Source organism: Parageobacillus caldoxylosilyticus NBRC 107762, assembly GCF_000632715.1.
Lineage (GTDB): Bacteria > Bacillota > Bacilli > Bacillales > Anoxybacillaceae > Saccharococcus > Saccharococcus caldoxylosilyticus.
Map to the genome: position 1 here is coordinate 1 of NZ_BAWO01000001.1, position 22,181 is coordinate 22,181.

Sequence of the window (22,181 nt, forward strand, 5' to 3'; positions counted from 1 at the left end):
CAGGAATGCTCCTTTCACTGTATTGCTACATATTTCGACTTGCTCTCGCCTTTTTCCTGCATTACAAATAAAAAAATTTCATGAACATTTTATGAAATTTTTACGATATTTATGTTGGTAGTGATAAATATCATTCCTTGCCGAAAATCATTTTATTATAATGACCATAGGAATATTATTTAGGAGGAACCGTTATGGAACAAACATTAAAAATTACAAACGTATTGGCTGACCCGACGCGCTATCATATTTACGAGTATATCGCCAAAAAACATAAGGAAGTATCTGTTCAAGAAATTGCTGACGTATTTAACATCCACCCGAATGTCGCCCGTCTTCATTTAACAAAGCTGGAAGATGTCCATATGATTGTTTCCGAAACGCAAAAAACCGGAAAAGGCGGACGGCCAAGCCGCCTTTACCGTCTATCGGATGAAGTCATTCAGCTTCATTTTCCGTTTCGCGATTATCAGCTCCTTGCCAAAATCGCGATTCAAGCGATGATGAAGCTTGGTGATGCGGGCAAACAGGCGCTTTACGAAACAGGAAAAAACTTTGGCAAAGAACTTGTCGTCCAGCGCATTCCACATGATCAATCCCCACAGCAGCTAACGTTTGCCGAAAAAGCAGCCATCGTGAAGGAAGCAGCAGAAACGGCAGGATTTTACCCGACGTTTGAATATAATGAAAAAGAAGAAAAAATATATTTACAAATTTTTAACTGTCCGTTTAAAGAAATCGCCCTTCAAACGCCGGAAGCCGTTTGCCAAATGCATCGCGCGTTTTTGCAAGGAATGTTTGAAGTGCTTTTCCCAAACATAGAACTAGTAGAAATGGAGAACATGACAAACGGCTGCGATTATTGCTTGTATCGGGCAAGTTTGACCTAATAAAACAAGGACATGATGCACCGCTTTTCTGTCAGTATCGGCAGAAAAGCGCTTTTATGTTCTATATAGTTGCAGCCTAATGGTTCGCCTTTTGTACCTTTTACAGAATCATGAGGCTGCCGGATGTAAGTCTGCGCCTTGTCGCTGCCGGCAACACAACGGCACAATATGAGGGCAGATAGGGAAAGCGTTATTTACATTTGCCATTATTGTACATTATAATAAGTAAAGATGGGGATTTGCACTTAAAAAGGAGGGATACATAATGGATCGCATGTTCCGTGTCCTAGCATTTTGGACGGGAATTTTCGCAGTCATGTTTTATCTTGGGCATATGCACCAAACATCGCTTATTTTCTTTGGTCAAACCGTATTTTTCCTCTTTCTCGGTTATTTAAAATTAACAGAAAGAATGTACATTTATATTTTCGGGGCATACTTAACCATTTTCTTCGCGGCCTTTACGTATTGGACAACATTTATGATGATCCCGGGAATGGGAGAATGAAGAACGAGCAGGAGTCTGTTTCTCCTGCTCACTCTCTTTGCCTTTCATTAGGAAAACAGCAAAAACTCTTGCTGCACCCATATATCATCCCAGCAAAGCTGCATACCTTTTTGTTGGATCATCACATGAAAGGCGCTGCTTATTCCTTCGTCCATGATCAAGGACCGAAGCGCCCGGTTTTGTCGGTTTTTAGAAGAAAATGGATTGGTGTCATCGTGTGTTACTAAATATTCCAATATTCCAGCCGCAAGCAAAAAGCGGTCCTGCCTGACGAGCGCAACATACTCCCATCCCGCCTGTTCCCCGTACATTCGCAGCGCGTCCCACTGCACGTGCGCTGTTATATCCATCTCCCCAGGATACATAAGCGGATCGGTGATGAGACGGTGGCGATAATATCCGCGCAAGCTTCCCTGCTGTCTTGCTGGCCATTGCAACTCCTTGTCCGTATAGCCGTAATCAATCGTTATCATTACACTATTCTGAAAAAACGCAGAGGTTTGCAAAAGAAACTGTTTTATCGCAAGCGGTACTTCTAAACGCTGCCCGTTCGCTAAATAAAGCTGCCGCTCATGTAAATATTGAAAAATATCTTCATTATCTAGCGGGTATTTTTCCTCGATCAGCTTGCCGTCGTTCACGGTGACAAAACATTCATATATTTTTCCATTTTCCTTTGCGATTACGTGCACCGGAAACGCATCAAAAAATTCGTTGCTAAAAACGATTCCCGTAAACGAAGGCATATGTTGTTTGAGTTCCTTTAGATCTTTATACTGCATCACTTTTTCTGCAACATCGCCAAGCGTTTGCAGCTGCTTTGCCCGCTGGAAAGGACTTGTTTCGACAATGATATAAGATAGTTGCTTGTATGTGTGCGGACTTTTTCTCTTCCATTCCTCTAAGACCGCGCGCGCAAATTTGCCGTCTCCGCCTCCAAACTCGCAAATATGCGGCAACACGCCTCCTTTTTCTACTAAACGAAGAAAAAAAGAAGCAAACAGCTTGCCAAATAGGTCGGAAACATAGCTGTTCGTAAAAAAGTCTCCATCTTTTCCAATTTTCGTTCTTTCGCTCATATAATACCCGCACCGTTCATCATATAAAGCAAGCCTCATGTAGTCGGCATACGAGATGCGCCCAAGCGGCGAGGCATAGATCGCTTCATAAATCGCCTTTGCCATATCTATTTCCTTTCCCGTTTTTTGTTTTTTACTATTGACATAGTAAAAACGCTGTTATATTGTTATAGTAGTAGCTTAACTATATCCCCTCCCATTATATGGATAGAACATCCCCCAAAAAACCCTTCTTTATCGAAGAAGGGTTTTTTGTTTGCGGAAAAGCAAACGTGTCATTTGCCAACCGCGGCCGGCACGTTTGCTTTTTTGTGGCATTGGTTTCCTTTTAAAATCCATGCAAAAACGGATTTGTATCCATTTCCGCTCCGATTGTTGTCTCCCGCCCATGTCCGGATAATACTACTGTTTCCTCTGGCAATGTAAGCAGCTTATCGTGGATGCTGCGCAATAGCTGTTCATGGTTTCCTCCCGGCAAATCGGTGCGTCCAATACTTCCAGCAAAAAGTACATCTCCGGAAAACACCGCTTCAATCTCTTTGCAATAGTAAGAAATGCTGCCCGGCGAATGTCCAGGTGTTTCCAGTAAATCAAAGGCAAACGCTCCGATTTGCAACGTTTGTTCTCCCGTTATGCATGTCGGTTCACATCGGACGATGACTTGACCTCCGCCGAAATATGCCGACCCGTTTAAAGCAGGATCGGTTAGCCACTCTTTTTCTCTCTCATGGATATAAATTGGAAGCTCCCATCGCGCTCTCACTTCATGAATGCCGCCGATATGGTCGAAATGAGCATGGGTTAATAAAATCGCCAGCGGAGTGAGCTGCTGTTTTTCAATATACCCGACAATTTTATCCCCCTCTGCGCCCGGATCAAAGATGACACAAGTACCATCCGTATGGGATAGTATGTAGGCGTTGGCCTGAATCGGTCCGACTGGAATGCGCTCCCACTTCATGATTATTCCTCCTCCATTTGTTGGCACTATATCGTTTCTACTATGCCGGCAAAAACGTCACTATCTCCTAGACGTATCTTTCCAAATCGCTATACCGCTAATTACTATTATTTTATCGCAACATGGCCAAGTTTGTCATTTCGCTCATGTCCTTTACCAAACCATTCTAAATAAGAACAGAATAATATAGAAGAAAGTGGGACACAATGATGATAAATGCAAGAACGCTTCCGCCTCTTCTCCCGTCCTGGAAAAGCACATAACCAAACATGATGGTAGAACTGTCCGTTATTTCGAACCGCCTAAAAAATTGCCGATGCATATCGTATGTTGATTCCTATTTTTGACCTCGACAAATAAATAAAAAAAGATTACAATGAAAAAGAATTAGTCGGTTTCTTACATAAATTTTATCACAAGGATTTATTTCACAAGGGGGTAAGACAATGGGAACAGTCATTATTTTTGCATTAGTAGCGCTGTTGGCGCTTTACGGAATTGTGCGCACCTTGCGCGAGAAAAATATACTTGGGTTTCTTTTCGGACTTGGCGCCTTCGCCGTATTCGGCTGGTTTACCGTTATGACAATATTGCATCACGGTTTTCCAACAGGCACGCATTAAAGCGCAAGAGGCATTTCCAAAGCCTCTTGCGTTTTTATTTCTTTGCTTCATGCCATATACAACGCCGCCAGAAAAATGCCGAGACTATCTTCATAAATCTCAGTAAATTGGGAAATTGGCAACGGATTTACTCCTTCTCCTAGTTCCACCGTGTATCCTCTTCGTCTCCATGTTTGAATAAACCAGTCGCGATACCCAGCATGGCTGTCGATATACCGTACGGCTCGATAGCCGCTTGCTTTGGCAAACTCATTCACGGTTTCTTCCGCTTCCGGCGGTTCCAGTCCTTCGTACCCCCAATATATTTCTTTTCCTTGTGTGTGAAAGGCTAAAATCATGGAAAAATCGCTTTCCTCGGTCAATGCGGCCATCGCTTTTGTTTCCGGTTCTGTGAGCGGCGCGAACCCTGGAAAATCGCGAGGCGCCGGTGCTTTTGGAACTTTGCGGGCCTGCTCCACCTCCCATTTGGCCGGAAATTGATTATTTAAATCAATGCCGCGGATATTTGCCTTCCACTGTGAAAAATCATAAGATCCTTCGTTCATGCAGATCACTTCGCTCCGATATGGCTCTTGTTCCGGCGGTCCGTGCAAAACAAGGTTCACTCCATCAGGATTGACCATCGGCACAACGGAAAGCGTCACCTTGTTATAATAGTCTAGCATTCGATGGCCGCGCAGCGTTTGATCGTTTGTCACTGCCAGCAAATATTCATTCAAAAAGGTCATAATTACCGCCGTTGTAATCCATTCATTGGCATGAAAAGACCCATTGAAATGGACGCGGATCGGCCCGCGGCCAATCTGCAGCTCGATTAATGGCAATCCGAGCACACTATATCCAATCGTTCGTGTTCGCACAAACGGAAAATAGCGGCAAAGTGTCTTGATATCCTGCTGCAGCGTGGAAAAATCGTACGCTTTTTGCCCTTGAACCACGCGGGAAACGATCCGCTTGGGCAGCTGCACTTCCCCGCTTGTGATCTTCGTTGTACCTTTCATGCGCTGCAATGCCATTTCGTGTACGGAAAAAAAGCCGGCCAGCTCTTCCCATGATTGGACCGCATCATATCCCGGAATGCAAACAACCTCTCCCAGCTTCAAATGTTCGTTTTTGATATGCGGGTTGGCGTCCACCAATAACTCGTAAGGCACAGAAAACCATTCGCTGTACATGGCCAGCGTATCGCCCAAGGAAGCATATATATTCAAACGCCGTCTCTCCTTCCTTCTATTCTACCTTCAACATATGAGACAGAACGACGAAAAATGAAAAATAAAAAACGATTCATCGAATAATCAGCCTTTCGATGAACCGTTTTAGACATAGATATCCTTTTATGCTGGCAATGACGTTTTGGCCAGCCATGCGCTGCCGATAACTCCCGCATCATTGCCAAGCGTCGCCAATACAATCGCTGCGCCTTCAGCAACGCGCGGAAACGCAAAGCGGCGGAAATGGGTGGTGACACGTTCTACTAATATATTCCCCGCCTTCGAAACCCCGCCGCCAATGACAATTTTCTCCGGATTGGAAACATTGGCAGCATTCGCTAACGCTAAGCCAAGATAGAACGTTACTTCTTCGACAATTTCTAAAGCCAATGCATCTTCTGCTTTCGCGGCGTCAAATACTGCCTTAGCCGTTACAGCGTCAGGGCGAAGCAGCGTCTGCCGGTCCGATGTTGCTAATTTTTCTTTTGCGATCCTTACAATTCCCGTGGCCGAAGCGATGGTTTCCAAACAGCCGCTTTTTCCGCAATTGCACGGTGCCCCGCCGCTTGGAATCATCGTCATATGGCCGATTTCGCCGCCGGCGCCATTGACGCCATGCACAATTTGGCCGTTGGCAATCACTCCGCCCCCGACACCAGTGCCAAGCGTAACGCAAATCAAATCGCGCGCTCCACTGCCAGCCCCCTTCCACATTTCGCCAAGAGCAGCGATATTCGCATCATTATCTACCGCGACAGGAAGAGACATTTCCCTCTCTAATTCTTCTTTCAACGGGTAATTTTTCCAGCCTAGGTTCACTGCTTCATAAAGCATTCCCGTTTCCATATGCACCGGTCCCGGCGCACCGATGCCAATGGCTAAAAGCCGGTCTTTGTTTTCCCCTAAACGATGCAATGTTTCTTGCAGTGATCGGGAGATATGTTTGACAATGTTTTTTCCTTGATTCGAAAGATCAGTATCAATTTCCCATTTATGTACAATATCCCCGTCTGTCGTTACAAAGGCCATTTTTGTCGTTGTGCCGCCCAAGTCGACGCCAACAAGCCATTTTTCTGCCATCGTCTCTTCATTCCTTTTTCATTCGTTTTTCTCTTTCGATCTGCGCCTCATGCCGCAAAATAAAAAGCGCCATTTGAAAATCTTTTACGTCAATCAATTGCGATTGGTATAACTCTTTTAACTCTTCTTCCATCAACTCTAAGTCGGCTAGACGGTCTCCTACATAGATGATCGTCCCAAACCGTTTTAAAAGCTGCTGTACGTCATAGACCGTTTTCATTATTTTCACCTGCACCTCTTTTTACCCAATATAAATGTATAAACAAACCACTGCTTCCGTCAAGCAGGAAAAAAGAAAAACAGGCTGCTTGAGCAAAACGCTCGCATAGCCTGTTTCACCGGTCCGGATCGCGCGGATGCAGCACGGTCGGCCGCCGGTTTTTCAGCGGCATCGGGGAGCGGATGAGCACATCGCGCATCGCCCGATAGGAAAAAGGAATAAACGGCCATAAATACGGCACGCCGAACGAGTTCATGCGCGCAAGGCCAATGATCCACATCGCAATGCCAACCACATAGCCGTATAGATCCAATACTCCGCTCAAAACTAACAACCCAATTCTAACAAGACGATTGGCAAGCCCCATTTCATAGCTTGGTGTCGCGAAACTCCCAATAGCAGCAATCGAAAAATATAAAATTACTTCGTTCGAAAACAGACCGACTTCTACCGCAATTCCGCCGATCATCAGCGCGGCGACCAACCCCAGTGCCGTCGCTAAAGATGAAGGGGTATGGATCGCCGCCATCCTCAGCATATCAAGGCCAATTTCAATCATGATAATTTGCGCAAATAACGGAATATCACCCAGTTTTGCCTTCGCTAAAAAAGAGAGGGACGACGGCAATAACTGCGGTTCTGTCATCATTAAATACCAAAGCGGCAATAGAAAAATAGAAGCCCAAACCGCTAAAAAGCGCACAAGCCGCAAATAGGCGCCAACAATCGGCTTGTTGCGGTATTCCTCGGCGTGCTGGAGATGGTGCCAAAACGTCGCAGGCGTAATTAACACACTTGGCGAACCATCGACAATGACGAGCACATGACCTTCATATAAATGCGCCGCCGCCGTATCCGGACGTTCCGTATAGCGGACTACTGGATACGGATTCCAATGCCTTCCTGAAATAAACTCTTCCACTGTTTTCTCCGCCATTACCAGCCCATCAGTATCAATTTTGGCAATCGATTGTTTCACACGCTCGACTAATTCCGGATCGGCGATTTCTTCAATATAGCAAATGCAAATATCGGTCCTCGAGCGGCGTGCCACTTGCAAATATTCCATGCGCAAAGATGGGTCGCGGACGCGGCGGCGAATCAGCGCCGTATTGAATACAAGCGTTTCAACAAAGCCATCGCGCGCCCCGCGCACGACCCGTTCATTATCCGGCTCTTGCGGACCGCGAACCGGATATGTACGCGCATCAATCAAAATAATATAATCGACGCCGTCTACCACCAACGCAGTCGGCCCGGCGAGCACCGCACCGACCGCTTCTTCCAGATCATTGGTTTTGCTTAACTCTACGTACGGAATATACGTTTTTAATAGTTGTTCAAGCGGATGTATCTGCAATTCTTCTTTTTCGAGAAACGATAATCTTCTCATTAAATAATGTAAAATATCGTCTTTGACAAACCCATCGATCATAAAAAACGACATTGCCCTTCCCGCATACTCGACGTCAAGCTGTATGACATCAAAACTCTTCCCGACGCCAAGCCTTTGCTGCAAATAGGCAATATTGTCTTGTATGTTCCGGGAAACGAACCGTTTGTTTCTGCTTTTTTCCAATGTGATCCCACCTGCATTTCCTTGCAATCTTGATACCATTCATCTTTGACAGCCGCAAACAAATTCATACATAAATTTGCCTTTGTAAGCATATATTGGTGAAAACCTTGTCCATCGTGGGGGGGTTCTATGAGAAAATGGACCATTCCAATCATGACGATCGCAGCAGCGTTTTTATGTTTGATTCCGTTATTTTCCCTTTATTCCCACAATTCAACAAAAGAAACGATTATCTTTTTCCCGATCCACCCGCAAGCTACATTTAAGGAAGCAAAAACGACGTTGCAGCTGCAGCCGCAAAAACGGAGGGGAAAATATTCACTGCTTTGGTCAACGTCCTCTTCCTTAGACAGAACCGCCTATTTACGCCAGGATATTTCTTTGCTTTTTGCGGATGGCCGTCTTATCGACCGTCTTTCTAAATGGGAGAGTCATAGGAAAACGTTAACACAGCGAAAGAAAGTAACAGCCAAAGATAGCCGTTTTTTTCAAACGATTTCGTTTCACTATGGCGAACTCCATGAAGGAAATGCCATTACGAGCAGCCAGACGATGACAAGCGATTATTTATATGTCATCGATTCGCCGTACCACCCGCTCACGTCGTTTCGCCGAGCGACAACAGAAGAGGAGAAAGAGTGGCAACGAATATTAAACAAAACAACAAACGGATATCTTCAGCATAAAGCCCAATCGCTTTTATCACACTTTTCCATCCAAGCGCAGCAATATTATTCATTATATTTACCTGACTTAATTATGTATAATGAACAGCCGTTGCCAGACCTTTCGATGAAAAAAACACAAGAAATCATCGGGAAGCTTTGGGAAGGAATGTATAAATCTTATTTCCTCGGCATAAAAAAAGAGGATGGTTCCATCCTCTCGCCAATCGGCAGCACCGTACCGCTTATTTTAATAAGCAAAGACTACTCCCACTTAATTGTACTGATCGAGGCGGAAAACGGGGAGAAATTTCAGTTAATCCAAAAAATAACCTAAAGGCGGAATCCGATCAATAAACCTAAAGCAGCAATGCTTACCGTGACAAATAAGGAACGAGCTTGCCGCTTCCAAGCAACATGATTGGGCAAATGGACGATACCGGCGGCAAGAAATCCGCCAATCAACCCGCCAATATGGCCGGCATTATCAATTCCGGGAACAACGATTCCAAATAACAGATTGATAATAATCAGGCTGATAATATTCGTCCCGATCGTTTGGAAAAAAAGATGCCGATATACCGTCCCAAAGTAAAGCAAGGCTCCAAATAAGCCAAAAATGGCGCCAGATGCCCCCGCGGAAAGGGACGACGTGAACAAAAAGCTGCCAAGCGTCCCAAAAAAACCGGCAATCATATAGATGCAGAAAAAGCGCCACGATCCGTAAAGACGTTCCACCATCATGCCTAAATAGTAAAGCGCAAACGTATTCATCAATAAATGCAAAAACCCGATGTGCAAAAAAATCGGTGTAAAAAAGCGCCACCATTCCCCTTCCCAAATAAGGGGATTAAATTTTGCCCCATATCGAATCAACACTTCGGGATTCGTGCTGCCGCCGCTCCATTCCATCAACAGAAACAACGCTACTTGCAAAACGATAAAAATATAGGTAAAAACAGGCTTGCCGTATTCAAACAACCTTCTTTCTCGTTCCTGTTGTTCCCTTACTTCCTGGAAAATACGGTGTTTCAGCCGCTCCGCTTCGAAAAATGGATCGCTGTCATCACTGATAGGAGAAAGAACAATAGGCGTTTCGATCGTGTCTGTTAGCTGTTGCAGCGAATGCTCGATGTTCCCCGAGTGGATCAAAAGCGTCCGGAATACGCCGTTCCGCCGCTGCGGAAGCGGAAGCGGCTTTGCGATCAAAAATTCCCAATCATCAACAGGAGGATAGGTGGAAATATAAATATTCACCACTTGGTCCGCTTTACCAATTTTCCGCCTCGGTAGTTGCCCGACAACACGCCAAGCATATTCCATATCCCGTTTCAGCTGTTGTCCCCAATCGATATCATCACGCACGATGCGGACGAGCGGAACACGCCGATTCTCCAGTGACTCCAGCCAAATTTCATTCACGCGGTGGGATAGTTGGACAATCCGGTAACGCTGTTTTATAAAAAAATAAATGAGCTGCCAAAATAGCCATTCCATTTTCCCATTCAACGTCTCCTCCCCCTTTTTTCCATAACATGAGGCTCCCCCAGCAATATGGAAGCTAACTGTTCCACACTAAGGCAGATGACGGCAGATGGCGCCGAAACGGCGGAAACAGGTTGCTGCTGGAAATAAATCGCCCGCCATCCAGCATGAAGCGCTCCCATCACATCCAGCTCCCAAGAATCACCGATATATACCGGCTGTTTTCCAAACGGCAATCGACGTTGGGCGCAGCGGAAAATCGCCACATCAGGCTTTTCACATCCAACCTCCTCGGAAATAACCACTGCGTCGTCGGAGAAAAAGCGGCGCAACCCGGCGTACGCAATTTTCTCACGCTGAATGGCACTTTCTCCATTGGTTATAATACCAAGCGGAAGCGAAAGGCTTTGCAACCGTTCGAGCAGCGAAATAATTCCTGGCAGCGCAATTGCAAAACGGCCGACTACTTCATCAAAATAGGCGTGAAACTCATCTGCCGTTTTCACACTTATCTTTATATGAAAAACACGCATCGTCTCAAGGAAGCGAAGGCGGCGATACTCCTTTCTCGTCAAGCGCCCTCCCGCATAATCCGGCCAATAGCGATCGCAGTATGCTTTAAATACACGAAACCATGGCAAAAAAGAAACAGCTTGGTTTGGGAAAAACGTTGTAAAGCAATGGTAAATGGCCGTGCGGAATGTCCGCTCATAGTCAATAAGCGTATCGTCAAGATCAAACCAAATGGCATCCCACTGTTTCATTGTACCACACTTAGCGTAATATCTGGGAAATCATTGCATTGCGGACAAACGGAACACTCATGGATGAGCGGACAAACCACTTCTGCAAAATTCGGACACTTAATAAAGCGTTTACCACTCGATAGCGGTAGCGGTATATCACTATGCCGGCTATAATCGCCAATAACAGATAGACAAACTTGTTCATCGTTCCACTCCCTCTATTATACAAATTCCTCTTTATTCTTTTTCCCATTCATTGATAAATTATGAAATAATAGCAACAGCTAAAAAAGAAAAAACGGACCAAAAATGGGCCGTTTTTAGCAAAAAACTTCCGTCGTTCATATATCATCTGCCTTTTTCAGAAAATGGATAAAACGACGTAAATCAATGTGGAACAGGCAATAGATAAAACATTCACCACATCATTGTTGACAAAACGGTACCCTTTCATATGCACCGTTTTTTGTCCACAATGTTCCTTTCGTTCCGTTTGCATCCCGCATATCGGACAGCGGTGCACCGCCTGCCAGACCGCACCAAACCATGTATCAAACAAGCTGCCAAGCCACCCGAAAAAGGCGATCGTCATAACAGAAATGTTTTCCCATTGAACAGCGCCTGCAGCAGCGATAAAAGCAGCCCCGAAAAAGGCGGCAGCCGTGCCGAGCAATGTCACCGCCCCCGATGTTCCTGCTTCCACTTTTTTGAAATTTGTCAATAATCTTGGCGGCTGTTTGCTTAAACTGCCGATTTCCGATGCCCATGTATCCGCGTTGGCGGCAGCAACGGAAATAAGAAACAAAGGGAGCCAGGACGGTGATGGGTGGAATAAGGAAAGGAAGCTGATCAAGGCAGGAATCCCCCCGTTTGCGAACACTTGTATATAGTCGCGGCACTCCCCTTTTTCTACTTTTTCCATTAGCTTTTTTTTCTTGTTTTTGCCGATTTTGCTCCACATGCTGGAACTGACAAAAAATAATCCTAACAGTATTAATCCGTTCCATGAAAATCCGATTCCAACAATCGTGCCAACAATGATAGTCGCGATTGCTCCGGAAATGGAAAGCGAACGGATAAACCACCCTCCGAGCGCCACAATAGCGGAAACGATGATATATTGCCATTCATTCATTACATTGTATAACCCCTTCGTTTGTAATAATCATTTGCACAGGAACGTCATGTTCTTCTATAGGCAGAGAGTCGACGACTTGGAAAGAATAGGCCAATGAAATCGTCGGCACTGATACATGCCGCAAATAGCGGTCATAATATCCTCCGCCATATCCAATTCGATAACCATTCTTGGAAAAGCATATTCCCGGAACGATGATGATATTCATATCGCTTTTTTTTACTTCGTTCGTCAACGTTTCGATTGGCTCGCGCAGACCGAAATATACCGACTCAAGCTGGGAAAAAGATACGATCTTCCGGAATACCATCGTCTTTGTTGCCGGATCGCATTTTGGCACGCTCACCGTTTTCCCTTCTTGCCAGGCCCGTTCAATGATGGGAATGGTGTCGACTTCTTTTCCTTTCGAAATCGTGATGCCAATGACGCGGGCATTTTTCCACTGCGGCAGTTCATATAGCTTTTCTGCGATTTGTTTATCATATGCTTGTTTTTCCTCATCGGTTAATTGCTCCAGCTTTGCTTGCATCCGTTTGCGGATTTGCCTTTTTTCCTCCATTTTCCTTTTCCTCCCTTATCCACATTCCGCCTAAGTCCACCATAAAAAGACAAAAAGCAGCAGGAACTTATTTCCTACTGCTTACTTCGTTTCACGATGAAGTAATGTCTTTTTACATCTTGGGCAATATTTTCTTAATTCAAGACGATCTGGATTGTTGCGTTTATTTTTGGACGTAATATAGTTACGTTCACCGCATTCTGTACAAGCCAATGTAATGTTCACGCGCATGTATCTTCCCTCCAAACTACTTTAGTTGAACTTATTATAATCAGACCTTTCTATGATAGCATTTTTTTATGGCGATTTCCACATCTAAATTGCATCTTTTTCGCTTGATCAATGAAGTATTTCTTGAATAAACGAGCTATGGTATAGTGAAGTAGGGTGATAAATGATGATCGAATATGTGATGATCGCTTTGGCCGTCCTATCTATTTTTCTCTTTATTGTTTCTTTTTTTGGCAAAGATGAAATAAACCGTCTTGAAGAACAAATCGACCATCTCACCATTTCGCTGGCGCAGGAAACCTATCAAATCAAAAAACGGCTGCAAGTGTTGGAAGAAGAATTGCTTATTCCGCATGAGAATGGATCGAACGCCATGCCTATCCGCCATGATGGGCTGCTTTCTTCTTCCCAAAAGCGCGTGCTGTTTCTTTACAAACAAGGACTCTCTCATGAACAAATCGCCCGCGAAACCGCCCTTACAACGGAAGAAGTACGCATGATTTTAAGGGGATTGGCACGATGATGACGAAGCAAACGATACGCTCCATCGCTCTTGGAATGCTATTTGCTACTTCCGTCATTGGCGCTGCTTACTACATGGAATCCGACACGTTAACAACGACAAAACTTCATGAGTCACTGAAAAAAGAAGGGCTGATTGCGATAAGTGAATCAGAATATAAAAAGTTAAAAGAAGCAGCTAAACAGGATAGGACTCCTTCTGTTTCAAGCAATCCACCTTCATCCAAAACCGTATACGTTTACTTGCTTACGATTCAAAAAGGCGAAGCGCCAAACGACTTCGCGCAAAAATTAGAAGATGCCCATATTGTTCCCGATGCTGATGCATTTGTAACCTATTTAGAAACACATAGGCTAACCCGCGACGTTCGTGCCGGTACTTACAAGGTACATAGCGGTATGAGTTATGGAGAAATAGGCAATCTTATCACGAACAAATCCGATAAAAATGGGGTTATTCCCTAAAACAAGGGAATAACCCCATTTACGATGTTTATCCAAATCGTCCTGTAATATAATCTTCTGTTCGTTTATCTCTCGGATTGGAAAACAATTGACGCGTATCTCCAAATTCGATTACTTCTCCGTTTAGAAAAAATGCAGTTTTATCCGAAATACGTGCCGCTTGCTGCATATTATGAGTAACGATAATAATGCTATAGTGTTCCTTCAACTGTTGCATCAGTTCTTCAATTTTTGCTGTTGACACTGGGTCCAATGCAGAAGTAGGTTCATCCATCAAAATAACATCCGGTTCGACCGCCAAACAGCGGGCGATGCATAACCGTTGCTGCTGTCCCCCTGAAAGCATATGTGCATGCTCATGAAGGCGATCTTTTACTTCATCCCAAAGTGCTGCGGCACGTAAACTTTTCTCGACAATGTCGTCTAACGTACTTTTATTTCGTATCCCATGAATGCGTGGACCGTAAGCAACATTATCATAAATGGATTTAGGAAACGGGTTCGGTTTTTGGAAAACCATTCCCACATGCATCCGTAACTCTTCTACGTGGTAAGAAGGATCAAAAATATTACGGCCGCGATAAGTAACTTCGCCAGTAATGCGGACATTTGGCGATAATTCAATCATTCGGTTTAGCGTCTTAATATAAGTGGATTTTCCGCAGCCAGATGGGCCGATAATCGCTGTAATTTCTTTTTCATAAAAAGATAAGTGAATATTTTTTAAAGCATGATGCTCTCCGTACCATACATTTAGTTGGTTTGTATGATATACCGTCTCCTTTTTCGCGGTTTCTCTTAATATATTCATATGAGTTCGTTCCATTGCTACCGTTGCACCCATAAATGTCTCCCCTTTTATTTTTCTATAAAAAGGTAAAACCCACCTTTGATTCGCTATCGCTTTCACAAAAAACGTTTCTATCACTTGCTTAATAAACCTTCTAAACTTAGGATAAATCGAAACTATTAACGATGTTTTAATTAAATGTTAAGCTTTTGTTAAAATAAATTAAAAAAAGAAGGCACCGTACGGAAAGTGCCTTCTTTTCCCGATATTTATTAGTTGTTATTCATTTCTTCCGTGTTTGTCTCTGTGTTTCCGCTTGTTGTATTGTTTGCAATATTTCCTTTTGCTCTCTCGGCTTTCAGCTTAAAATACGCATCTAAAATTCGTCTGCCGATTCTATCGTTAATGCCGTCGCTCTCTCCTTGCGTCGCCCAAGGAACGACAACAGCAAACGCCACTTCCGGATTATTATACGGAGCATATCCAACTAATGTCAAATTATATGTTGGATCATTTCGTCTGCTTTGGATCGGTCCGTCATAAAATGCTTCCGCTGTTCCCGTTTTGCCAGCCGGCTTATATGGCGCATTGGCGAAATACGCATACGCTGTTCCTTTCGGCATCTGCATCACCCGGCGGAATCCTTCCTGCACCCGTTTAATATACTCTGTCTTCATATCGATACGATTCAATACAACCGGTTCAAATCGCTGGACAATCGGCCCCAATTCCTTTGCATTATCCGTCGCCTTGCGAATCTCTTTGACAATTTGCGGCTTCATCCGATAGCCGCCGTTGGCAATGGTTGATACATATTGCGCCATTTGCATCGGGGTGTACATATCGTATTGGCCTATGGCAAGGTCTAGCAATAGCCCGGCTCCCGTTGCTTTTCCTTGAAAGCCGCTGAGCTCGTTTGGCAAATCAATTCCCGTCTTTACTCCCAGCCCGAATTGGCTAAAATACTTGCGAATGGTCGTGAACGCTTCCGGATTAACGCTTAATGACCGATGTGGGCGATACTTCCCGCCGCCGATGGCAATCGCCGTTTTAAACATATACACGTTCGAGGAACGCTGCAGCGCGGTCAACTCATTGATAGTCCCCATCGTCTGCCATGACTTTTTAGGGGGCGTGCCTTTGATATATAATGGTTCGTCAACGATGTAAGTATTCGGATGCAATACTCCTGTTTGAAAGCCCGTCAGCACCATCGCTCCCTTGACTGCTGATCCCATGGCATAAGCTGAGGTGATGTTGCCAATAGCATAATCAACAAATTGTGTTTTTCCATGTTCATCCTTTGTGAGCAGTTTTCCAGCCATGGTTAAAACTTCTCCCGTTTTCGGGTTCATCATCACCACAAACGCCCGATCAAGCAGCGGGGATCGTCCCTTCCGCTTTGTTGCCATGATTTCTTCTTCGATGATTTTTTCCACCTGCTTCTGAAGTTCGATGTCGATCGTCAGTACAAGATCCTTCCCGCGCTCTCCATTATATATTTGCTCTATCGAAGTCACATTGCCGGACTTGTCCACGACATTTTTGATTTTTGCCTTTTTGCCATGCAAGACATCCTCGAATTGCGCTTCAAGGTAGCTTTTCCCAACCCGGTCATTGCGGCTGTAGTCACGTGCCAGAAAATAGTCGATCCGTTCGCGCGGAATTCCTTCACCATCTTTCGTCACATTGCCGAGTACAGAACGAAACGTATTTCCATATACATAGTGACGGTCCCAGTCGACGGTCGTATTTACTCCTGGCAATTCCTCTAAATGCTCACTCACCACTGCATATTCTTTATCTGTTACATGATCATTTTTCACCGTCTGCGGCGTTAGTGCATAGCCGCTGTCCATTTCATGTTTGATAGCAATGATTTCCAATTCTTTTTTTGTAATTTCAGCTAAATCAGCTGGCGTAATGCGTTTTAATGTCAGCTCATACACTTTTTTATCGATTTCCTTCTGCGACAATCCTTGTTGTTCGAGCTTTTTCCGCTCTGCTTTACTTACTTTTTTTTCCGCTTTCTCTTTTCGCGTCAAAATCCAATAGTCTTTCATGTCGCGTTCCGTTACTTTATCAACCGGTTTGTCGATATATTGCGCCAGCTTGCGCGCCGCTTTCAGTGTATCTTCCGGTGTCGTTGTCTTCGAACGCGTATAGGTGATCGCTTTTCTCGGGATATTATCTACGATCACCTGATGATAGCGATCGTAAATTTTTCCACGCGGCACCGGCGTGCTGACAATTTCATCTTCCGTGCGCTCGGCCTCCTTCCGGTAGTCTTCTCCATAAACAATCTGTACGACACCGAGCCGTAAAATAAGCGCCGAAAACAGCAAAAACACAACAAAAAAAAGAATATTTAACCGAAACGGCACTTGCGCCCGTTTTTTCTTTTTCAACCCGCTTCCTCCTTTTCCTCGCCCATTTTCTTCTTATATTGTAAAAGAAACAGGCCAACTTTTCTAGAAAAAAAACATGGCACAGGGGGCTGCCTATGCCGGGGAGCCCCCTTCTTCATTAGTGAACTTTGGCTGCAGAAACGACCGCCTTGCTTCCTCTGTTTCATGGTCATCAAAATGAATGCGGCGGATAAAAAAGTAAATAATGAAATGCCCCGCTCCAAGTATTAACATTAAAATCGGAATTCCCGTTTTTTCCTCAAAAAAGGTGATCGTCGCCAAAAACGACAGAATGGATACAATCCGGCCGCCGTTTAAAAACAATTCACGGACGACGATATACTCAATCCGCATTTCCGCCGATTTCCAGCTTCTCCCTATTACATCAAACGTTAACGAAGAATACGGAACAAGCAACAACGGATAAGCAATGGCGATCGTGACCGCATACAAAATCAAGCGCGGATAAGAGACGTGAAAAACGATTAGAAAAATGGCGCCATATAGCAATAAACCGCCGCATAAAATCGCTTTTTTCCGATATTTCCGTTTCATCAGCCGGGAAACAACGTAATAAGCAATGAATGAGGTTAGCGAGTTCACAAAGCCAAATTTCCCCAATGCCAACTCGCTTTTCGAAGTAATATACACCAATACGGAAATGACAAAGACAAATGTTCCTTCACGCAACCCTTGAAAAAAATGAGCGTTCGTAATTAATCTCCAATTTTGATTATAATTCCGCTCTTTTAAAATGCGAAGAAACAAATAGTTTCCATCTGCCGGTCGCCGATGTAGAAAAAAGCTTAAAATGACGGCAATGATAAACAGGATGAGGGAAATGGAAAAGATCAGCGTATATCCCCGCGTATTGGCTAAAGAAGAAATAATATAGCCGGCAGCGATTGGTCCAATCATTCCGGCCATCGAAGTAAGAATGCCGAAAAACCCGTTAAAAAAATCACGAGTTTCCGGTTCGGTAATTTCAAATGTTAATACGTTAAAGGCAAGCCAGTAAAATCCATACCCGATCCCTAAAAGGGCGCCTAGCAAAATCAAGTAATAATGAGCACGACTGCCGACAAGCAAAACAGTAATAAAAAAAACCGCCAAAAACGATACACCTAACCGCAATACAATAATGCGGTCTACTTTTTTTGCCAATTTTCCAGCGAAAATAAACGTTATCGGCTGTAACGTAACAACTGATAAATTGTATAGAGCCAAATCACGAAACTCTCCAGACTGTTTCCATAAATACACATTGACGAACGTATTGGAAAGAGAAACACTCAATGCATAAAATCCGCCGATGCATAGCAGCAACACTAAATCCCGCGTAATTTGTTCTTGACCAGTAATTTTTTTGATGATTGCCATGGTAAACTCCCCTTTTCGTCTAAAGGGTAGTGTTGCAATTTTTCGCTGTTCTATGCATCGGGGATGGAAAAAGGAAAAAATCACTATCCTTTGCAAAAAAGATTGGGCTAAAAGTTTCCTTTTAGCCCAATCTCTGTATTGCATCAGTTCATTATTTCGCTTTTGCTTCGCTGTAGCGTTTTGCTACTTCGTCCCAGTTGACAATGTTCCAGAATGCGGCAATGTATTCCGGACGGCGGTTTTGATATTTCAAGTAGTAGGCATGTTCCCAAACGTCCAGGCCAAGAATTGGAGTTTTCCCTTCCATTAATGGAGAATCTTGGTTTGGCGTGCTTGTTACTTCAAGTTCGCCATTGTTCACTACAAGCCAAGCCCAACCAGAACCGAAGCGAGTCGCAGCTGCTTTTGTAAATTCTTCTTTAAATGCAGCAAAACTGCCAAATTTTTTATTGATAGCCTCTGCTAGTTCACCTGTTGGCTCACCGCCGCCGTTTGGTGAAAGAATGGTCCAGAATAAAGAGTGGTTAGCATGCCCGCCGCCATTATTGCGAACCGCTGTGCGGATGCTTTCTGGAAGTGCTTCCAAATTGCTGAGCAATTCTTCAAGCGATTTGTTTTGTAAATCCGGATGGCCTTCTAAAGCGGCATTTAAGTTTGTTACATAAGTGTTATGGTGTTTTGTGTGGTGAATGTTCATGGTTTCTTTGTCAATGTGCGGCTCTAACGCATCATAAGCATAAGGTAATTGCGGTAATTCAAAAGCCATACTAACTCCTCCTTTTTTGTTTTTATGTACCCGAACGCAAAATAGTATAACCATTATGCGTTCGTTTAAAATTAGCTTACCAAAATTGCCACAATGTTTCAATTTATTTGCTTATAGCTCCCATTGCTTAACATACTTTACACATTCTCTTAACAAAATATTAAAAATAATTCGTTACATTGGGGGATGACCAGATTTCATACGGATAAAGGAGCGAATAAAGAATGAAACGACATAAACAGACCTGGCCGAAGTTTTTCTCACTTCCATCTACGATAAATAATGTGCGTTTCACACCGTTTTCCTTGATCAGCAGCCGGAACCTACAGACCATTTTAGTATTCGTCATTGTTTTTATCACGTGCATCTCCTCCTCGATGATCGCTTATATCGGTTATGAAAAAAACAAACAAGTCGTCATCCGCTCCATCGAACAACAAATGCAGCTGTCCACTGAATTAATGATTGAAAAAATTTCAATGTTAAAGTCTTCAACTACCAATGAGGAATTTTATAAAAAGCTGCCCTACGTGCTAACGCTGAACCAGCGCAAGTTTCATTCCCTCGGCTTGCGACCGATGCAATTTGTCATTACAAAAGAAAAAAGAGCTGAAAAGTTAGGAGGGCTTTCTAGCCCGTTGCCGTCTTTACCTCGTTCTGTCATCAAACAAATCGAAAAACAAAAGCAAGGAATCCTCCATTTTCAAGGATTGACTTTATCATTTGCGCCTTCTATTGATTTAAACGGGCAAATATATGTTTTAGCTCTCCAAAAAGAAGACTATTTGCAATCCGTTTTTGAATATAGACGGATTAGTATTCTAGTTTCGTTGCTCACCATATTGTTCACTAGTTTTATCGGTTTTTTTATTATCCGCCGATTTACTCAACCGATTGCTTCATTAAAGCAGGCGATGCGTCAAGTAGGAAAAGGAAATTTGCAAACAAGAGTGCAGCTTGCTTATTCTAGCAAAGATATCCGAACATTGGCAGATGGATTTAACCAAATGGTTGACAGCCTTACTACGCTCATTGAACATGTAGATGCAAGCTCGAAACATATCACCGCATCTTCGCAAACGTTGCGGCGCACCTCCCATGAAACGAAAAAAGCGTCAGAGCAAATTGCCATCGCCATATGCGAAGCAGCAAGCGGCACCGAAAAACAAGCGAGCTCTTCCATAAAAATTTCGCAATTTTTCCATGAAATCGCAAATGGAATGGAACAGGCGGCCGCTTCCATCGCTGATGTAGAAGTCTCGACAAACAAAGCAAACGATCAGGCATACGCAGGAAACGAGCTGGTGAACCAAACGGTAAAGCAGATGAGTGTCGTACAAAAAACAGTAGGAGAAACAGCCGAAGCTATCTATATGTTAGGACAAAAATCAAATCGAATCGACCAAATCGTCTCCTTAATTAGCAATATCGCGGATCAAACGAATCTTCTTTCGCTCAATGCTGCTATCGAAGCGGCTCGGGCTGGGGAACATGGCAAAGGATTTTCGGTAGTGGCCAATGAAATCAGAAAATTGGCTTCTCAAACTGGCCAGGCTTCGAAACAAATTCAAACCATTATTAAAGAAATTCAGCGTGAAGTAGACCGAGCGGTACAATCAATGATCCATGGTTCACAAGTGCTCGAGCACGGAATGGAAATGATCTATCAAACGGAGGCAGCGTTTAAAGGGATTGCCCAAGCAGTAAACAGCGTTTCGCAACAGTCGAAAGAAGTATCCGCCATTGTTCATGACGTCAGTGCTCAAACAAAACAAATGTCCACGAGCATGGAAGAGATTGCTTCCATCGCTCAGCAAATCGCTGGAAACATGGAACATGTGGCGGCCGTTACCCAGCAGCAAAGCGCTTCAATGGATGAGGTTTTGCGTGCTTCCCAATCATTAACCGAACTCGTCCATCAACTGAATGGATTGCTGCAAACGTTTAAAATATGACCCATGTTTGTCCTAGGAACTAAAACATTCCTAGGAGATTTTTTTATTACCTGCGTCTTTAGTTGAATTATCAACGCGCACAATATACAATGAACATGGAGAACAGGAAGGGTGTGTCAAGGATGAATATGTTTGTGCAGCTATGGAAAAGTTTATACTCGCCGAAAGATATCGCACGTTTTCGCTTTCAAGGAATCGGAAAAACGATTGGATATGTATTTTTGTTAACCTTTCTTTCCATCTTGCCGATGTTCTATTACTTAACTACTTCTTTTGTGGAAGGAATTCGCAATACAAGCGCTCTTTTACAAAATGACCTTCCTTCGTTTACGATTGAAAACGGTCAATTGCATTCTTCTGCAAAAAAGCCCATTCATATTGATCAGCACGGCTTTACCATCATTTTTGACAGCACCGGCCAAGTCACAAAAGAAGACGTAGAGAGTTTTAGCAACGCCATCGGGCTTTTAAAACATGAAGCTGTATTAGTTGCTAATCATCAAGTGCAATATTATAGCTATTCAACGTTTCCAGATATGAAAATAACAGATGAAGATGTCCATTCCTTTATCGAAACCATGCAGTCACTGTTGCCTGTTTTCATCCCACTGTCGTTGCTCATTATTTATTTATTCGCAAGCGCAAGTAAATTTATCGGCATCTGTATCCTTGCCTTCTTCGGATTAATTTTGTGCAGCACTCTTGATAAAAAACTGCAATACCGCCATACTTGGATTATGTCGGCATATGCCGTCACTTTATCAACGGTGTTTTTCACCGTTATGGAGGCGTTGCAAACGGTTGTGCCATATGCCCCATTTATTCATTGGTTCGTCTCGATTGTCGTGCTGTTGTTGGCGATCAAAGAAGTTCCTTCAGCAAAACCGCAAAACGAATAAGCCACTATCGCTTCCGAT

At 43.7% G+C, this 22,181-nt stretch carries 24 protein-coding genes; 8 read left to right on the forward strand and 16 right to left on the reverse strand.

Annotation, left to right across the window (positions count from 1 at the left end; translation table 11 throughout):
• Positions 1 to 194 precede the first annotated feature (194 nt).
• On the forward strand, positions 195 to 890 hold the full coding sequence (locus tag GCA01S_RS00005; protein ID WP_042406218.1) for a helix-turn-helix transcriptional regulator: 696 nt from the start codon (positions 195 to 197) through the stop codon (positions 888 to 890).
• 265 nt (positions 891 to 1,155) lie between these two features.
• Complete coding sequence (locus GCA01S_RS00010) at positions 1,156 to 1,398, forward strand: DUF2626 domain-containing protein (RefSeq protein WP_017435099.1); 243 nt, start codon at positions 1,156 to 1,158, stop codon at positions 1,396 to 1,398.
• A 47-nt stretch (positions 1,399 to 1,445) separates the two neighbouring features.
• Here GCA01S_RS00010 and GCA01S_RS00015 read toward each other — a convergent pair whose 3' ends face one another.
• Together GCA01S_RS00015 and GCA01S_RS00020 are read right to left on the reverse strand one after the other, a co-directional pair.
• Positions 1,446 to 2,582 (reverse strand): class I SAM-dependent methyltransferase, encoded by a 1,137-nt coding sequence (locus tag GCA01S_RS00015; RefSeq protein ID WP_042406222.1) that lies wholly within the window; start codon positions 2,580 to 2,582, stop codon positions 1,446 to 1,448.
• Between the two features lie 223 nt (positions 2,583 to 2,805).
• Positions 2,806 to 3,438, reverse strand: a complete 633-nt coding sequence (locus GCA01S_RS00020; RefSeq protein ID WP_017435097.1) for an MBL fold metallo-hydrolase — start codon at positions 3,436 to 3,438, stop codon at positions 2,806 to 2,808.
• Between the two features lie 446 nt (positions 3,439 to 3,884).
• Between GCA01S_RS00020 and GCA01S_RS19090 the strand changes: the two genes are divergently transcribed.
• A complete protein-coding gene (locus GCA01S_RS19090; RefSeq protein WP_017435096.1) occupies positions 3,885 to 4,061 on the forward strand; it encodes a DUF2759 domain-containing protein in 177 nt (58 codons plus the stop codon).
• 47 nt (positions 4,062 to 4,108) lie between these two features.
• On the opposite strand, the gene GCA01S_RS00030 is transcribed toward GCA01S_RS19090, so the two are convergent.
• The 4 genes from GCA01S_RS00030 to GCA01S_RS00045 all read right to left on the reverse strand — a co-directional run bounded on the left by GCA01S_RS00030 (position 4,109) and on the right by GCA01S_RS00045 (position 8,154).
• Positions 4,109 to 5,272, reverse strand: coding sequence for a M14 family metallopeptidase (locus GCA01S_RS00030; protein ID WP_017435095.1), 1,164 nt, complete (start codon positions 5,270 to 5,272; stop codon positions 4,109 to 4,111).
• A gap of 126 nt (positions 5,273 to 5,398) precedes the next feature.
• Entirely contained in the window at positions 5,399 to 6,355 is a 957-nt protein-coding gene (locus GCA01S_RS00035) for an ROK family glucokinase (RefSeq protein ID WP_017435094.1), read from the reverse strand.
• 7 nt (positions 6,356 to 6,362) lie between these two features.
• Entirely contained in the window at positions 6,363 to 6,575 is a 213-nt protein-coding gene (locus GCA01S_RS00040) for a YqgQ family protein (RefSeq protein WP_017435093.1), read from the reverse strand.
• A 115-nt stretch (positions 6,576 to 6,690) separates the two neighbouring features.
• Positions 6,691 to 8,154: a spore germination protein gene (locus GCA01S_RS00045; RefSeq protein WP_017435092.1), complete on the reverse strand. Its 1,464-nt coding sequence runs from the start codon at positions 8,152 to 8,154 to the stop codon at positions 6,691 to 6,693.
• Positions 8,155 to 8,283: 129 nt separating this feature from the next.
• Between GCA01S_RS00045 and GCA01S_RS00050 the strand changes: the two genes are divergently transcribed.
• Complete coding sequence (locus GCA01S_RS00050; protein ID WP_017435091.1) at positions 8,284 to 9,156, forward strand: hypothetical protein; 873 nt, start codon at positions 8,284 to 8,286, stop codon at positions 9,154 to 9,156.
• On the opposite strand, the gene GCA01S_RS00055 is transcribed toward GCA01S_RS00050, so the two are convergent.
• The 6 genes from GCA01S_RS00055 to rpmG all read right to left on the reverse strand — a co-directional run bounded on the left by GCA01S_RS00055 (position 9,153) and on the right by rpmG (position 12,978).
• A complete protein-coding gene (locus GCA01S_RS00055) occupies positions 9,153 to 10,328 on the reverse strand; it encodes a rhomboid family intramembrane serine protease (protein ID WP_042406225.1) in 1,176 nt (391 codons plus the stop codon). The genes GCA01S_RS00050 and GCA01S_RS00055 overlap by 4 nt on opposite strands.
• Positions 10,325 to 11,068, reverse strand: coding sequence for an HAD family hydrolase (locus tag GCA01S_RS00060; protein WP_042406227.1), 744 nt, complete (start codon positions 11,066 to 11,068; stop codon positions 10,325 to 10,327). Before GCA01S_RS00060 ends, GCA01S_RS00055 begins: the two co-directional genes overlap by 4 nt.
• A 10-nt stretch (positions 11,069 to 11,078) precedes the next feature.
• Entirely contained in the window at positions 11,079 to 11,255 is a 177-nt protein-coding gene (locus GCA01S_RS20445; protein ID WP_017435088.1) for a hypothetical protein, read from the reverse strand.
• 156 nt (positions 11,256 to 11,411) lie between these two features.
• Entirely contained in the window at positions 11,412 to 12,185 is a 774-nt protein-coding gene (locus GCA01S_RS00065) for a DUF92 domain-containing protein (RefSeq protein ID WP_017435087.1), read from the reverse strand.
• The gene (locus GCA01S_RS00070) at positions 12,178 to 12,747 is read right to left on the reverse strand and encodes a 5-formyltetrahydrofolate cyclo-ligase (RefSeq protein ID WP_042406230.1); all 570 of its coding nucleotides are present in this window, start codon (positions 12,745 to 12,747) and stop codon (positions 12,178 to 12,180) included. Before GCA01S_RS00070 ends, GCA01S_RS00065 begins: the two co-directional genes overlap by 8 nt.
• Positions 12,748 to 12,828: 81 nt before the next feature.
• Positions 12,829 to 12,978, reverse strand: a complete 150-nt coding sequence (gene rpmG, locus GCA01S_RS19095) for a 50S ribosomal protein L33 (protein WP_071532933.1) — start codon at positions 12,976 to 12,978, stop codon at positions 12,829 to 12,831.
• A 166-nt stretch (positions 12,979 to 13,144) separates the two neighbouring features.
• On the opposite strand from rpmG, the gene GCA01S_RS00075 reads away from it, so the two are divergent.
• Both GCA01S_RS00075 and GCA01S_RS00080 read left to right on the forward strand, forming a co-directional pair.
• Positions 13,145 to 13,501, forward strand: coding sequence for a hypothetical protein (locus GCA01S_RS00075; RefSeq protein WP_017435085.1), 357 nt, complete (start codon positions 13,145 to 13,147; stop codon positions 13,499 to 13,501).
• On the forward strand, positions 13,498 to 13,965 hold the full coding sequence (locus GCA01S_RS00080; RefSeq protein WP_174407464.1) for an endolytic transglycosylase MltG: 468 nt from the start codon (positions 13,498 to 13,500) through the stop codon (positions 13,963 to 13,965). The genes GCA01S_RS00075 and GCA01S_RS00080 overlap by 4 nt, the downstream gene beginning before the upstream one ends.
• A gap of 28 nt (positions 13,966 to 13,993) precedes the next feature.
• Here GCA01S_RS00080 and pstB read toward each other — a convergent pair whose 3' ends face one another.
• The 4 genes from pstB to sodA all read right to left on the reverse strand — a co-directional run bounded on the left by pstB (position 13,994) and on the right by sodA (position 19,309).
• Entirely contained in the window at positions 13,994 to 14,809 is an 816-nt protein-coding gene (pstB, locus tag GCA01S_RS00085; protein ID WP_017435083.1) for a phosphate ABC transporter ATP-binding protein PstB, read from the reverse strand.
• A gap of 218 nt (positions 14,810 to 15,027) precedes the next feature.
• Entirely contained in the window at positions 15,028 to 17,163 is a 2,136-nt protein-coding gene (locus tag GCA01S_RS00090) for a peptidoglycan D,D-transpeptidase FtsI family protein (RefSeq protein WP_017435082.1), read from the reverse strand.
• A 93-nt stretch (positions 17,164 to 17,256) separates the two neighbouring features.
• On the reverse strand, positions 17,257 to 18,543 hold the full coding sequence (locus tag GCA01S_RS00095) for an MFS transporter (protein ID WP_017435081.1): 1,287 nt from the start codon (positions 18,541 to 18,543) through the stop codon (positions 17,257 to 17,259).
• Between the two features lie 151 nt (positions 18,544 to 18,694).
• Positions 18,695 to 19,309, reverse strand: a complete 615-nt coding sequence (gene sodA / locus GCA01S_RS00100) for a superoxide dismutase SodA (RefSeq protein WP_017435080.1) — start codon at positions 19,307 to 19,309, stop codon at positions 18,695 to 18,697.
• A gap of 224 nt (positions 19,310 to 19,533) precedes the next feature.
• Here sodA and GCA01S_RS00105 point away from each other — a divergent pair, with 224 nt between their 5' ends.
• Both GCA01S_RS00105 and GCA01S_RS00110 read left to right on the forward strand, forming a co-directional pair.
• Entirely contained in the window at positions 19,534 to 21,264 is a 1,731-nt protein-coding gene (locus GCA01S_RS00105) for a methyl-accepting chemotaxis protein (protein WP_042406234.1), read from the forward strand.
• 122 nt (positions 21,265 to 21,386) lie between these two features.
• On the forward strand, positions 21,387 to 22,163 hold the full coding sequence (locus GCA01S_RS00110; RefSeq protein WP_017435078.1) for a DUF1189 domain-containing protein: 777 nt from the start codon (positions 21,387 to 21,389) through the stop codon (positions 22,161 to 22,163).
• Positions 22,164 to 22,181 lie beyond the last annotated feature (18 nt).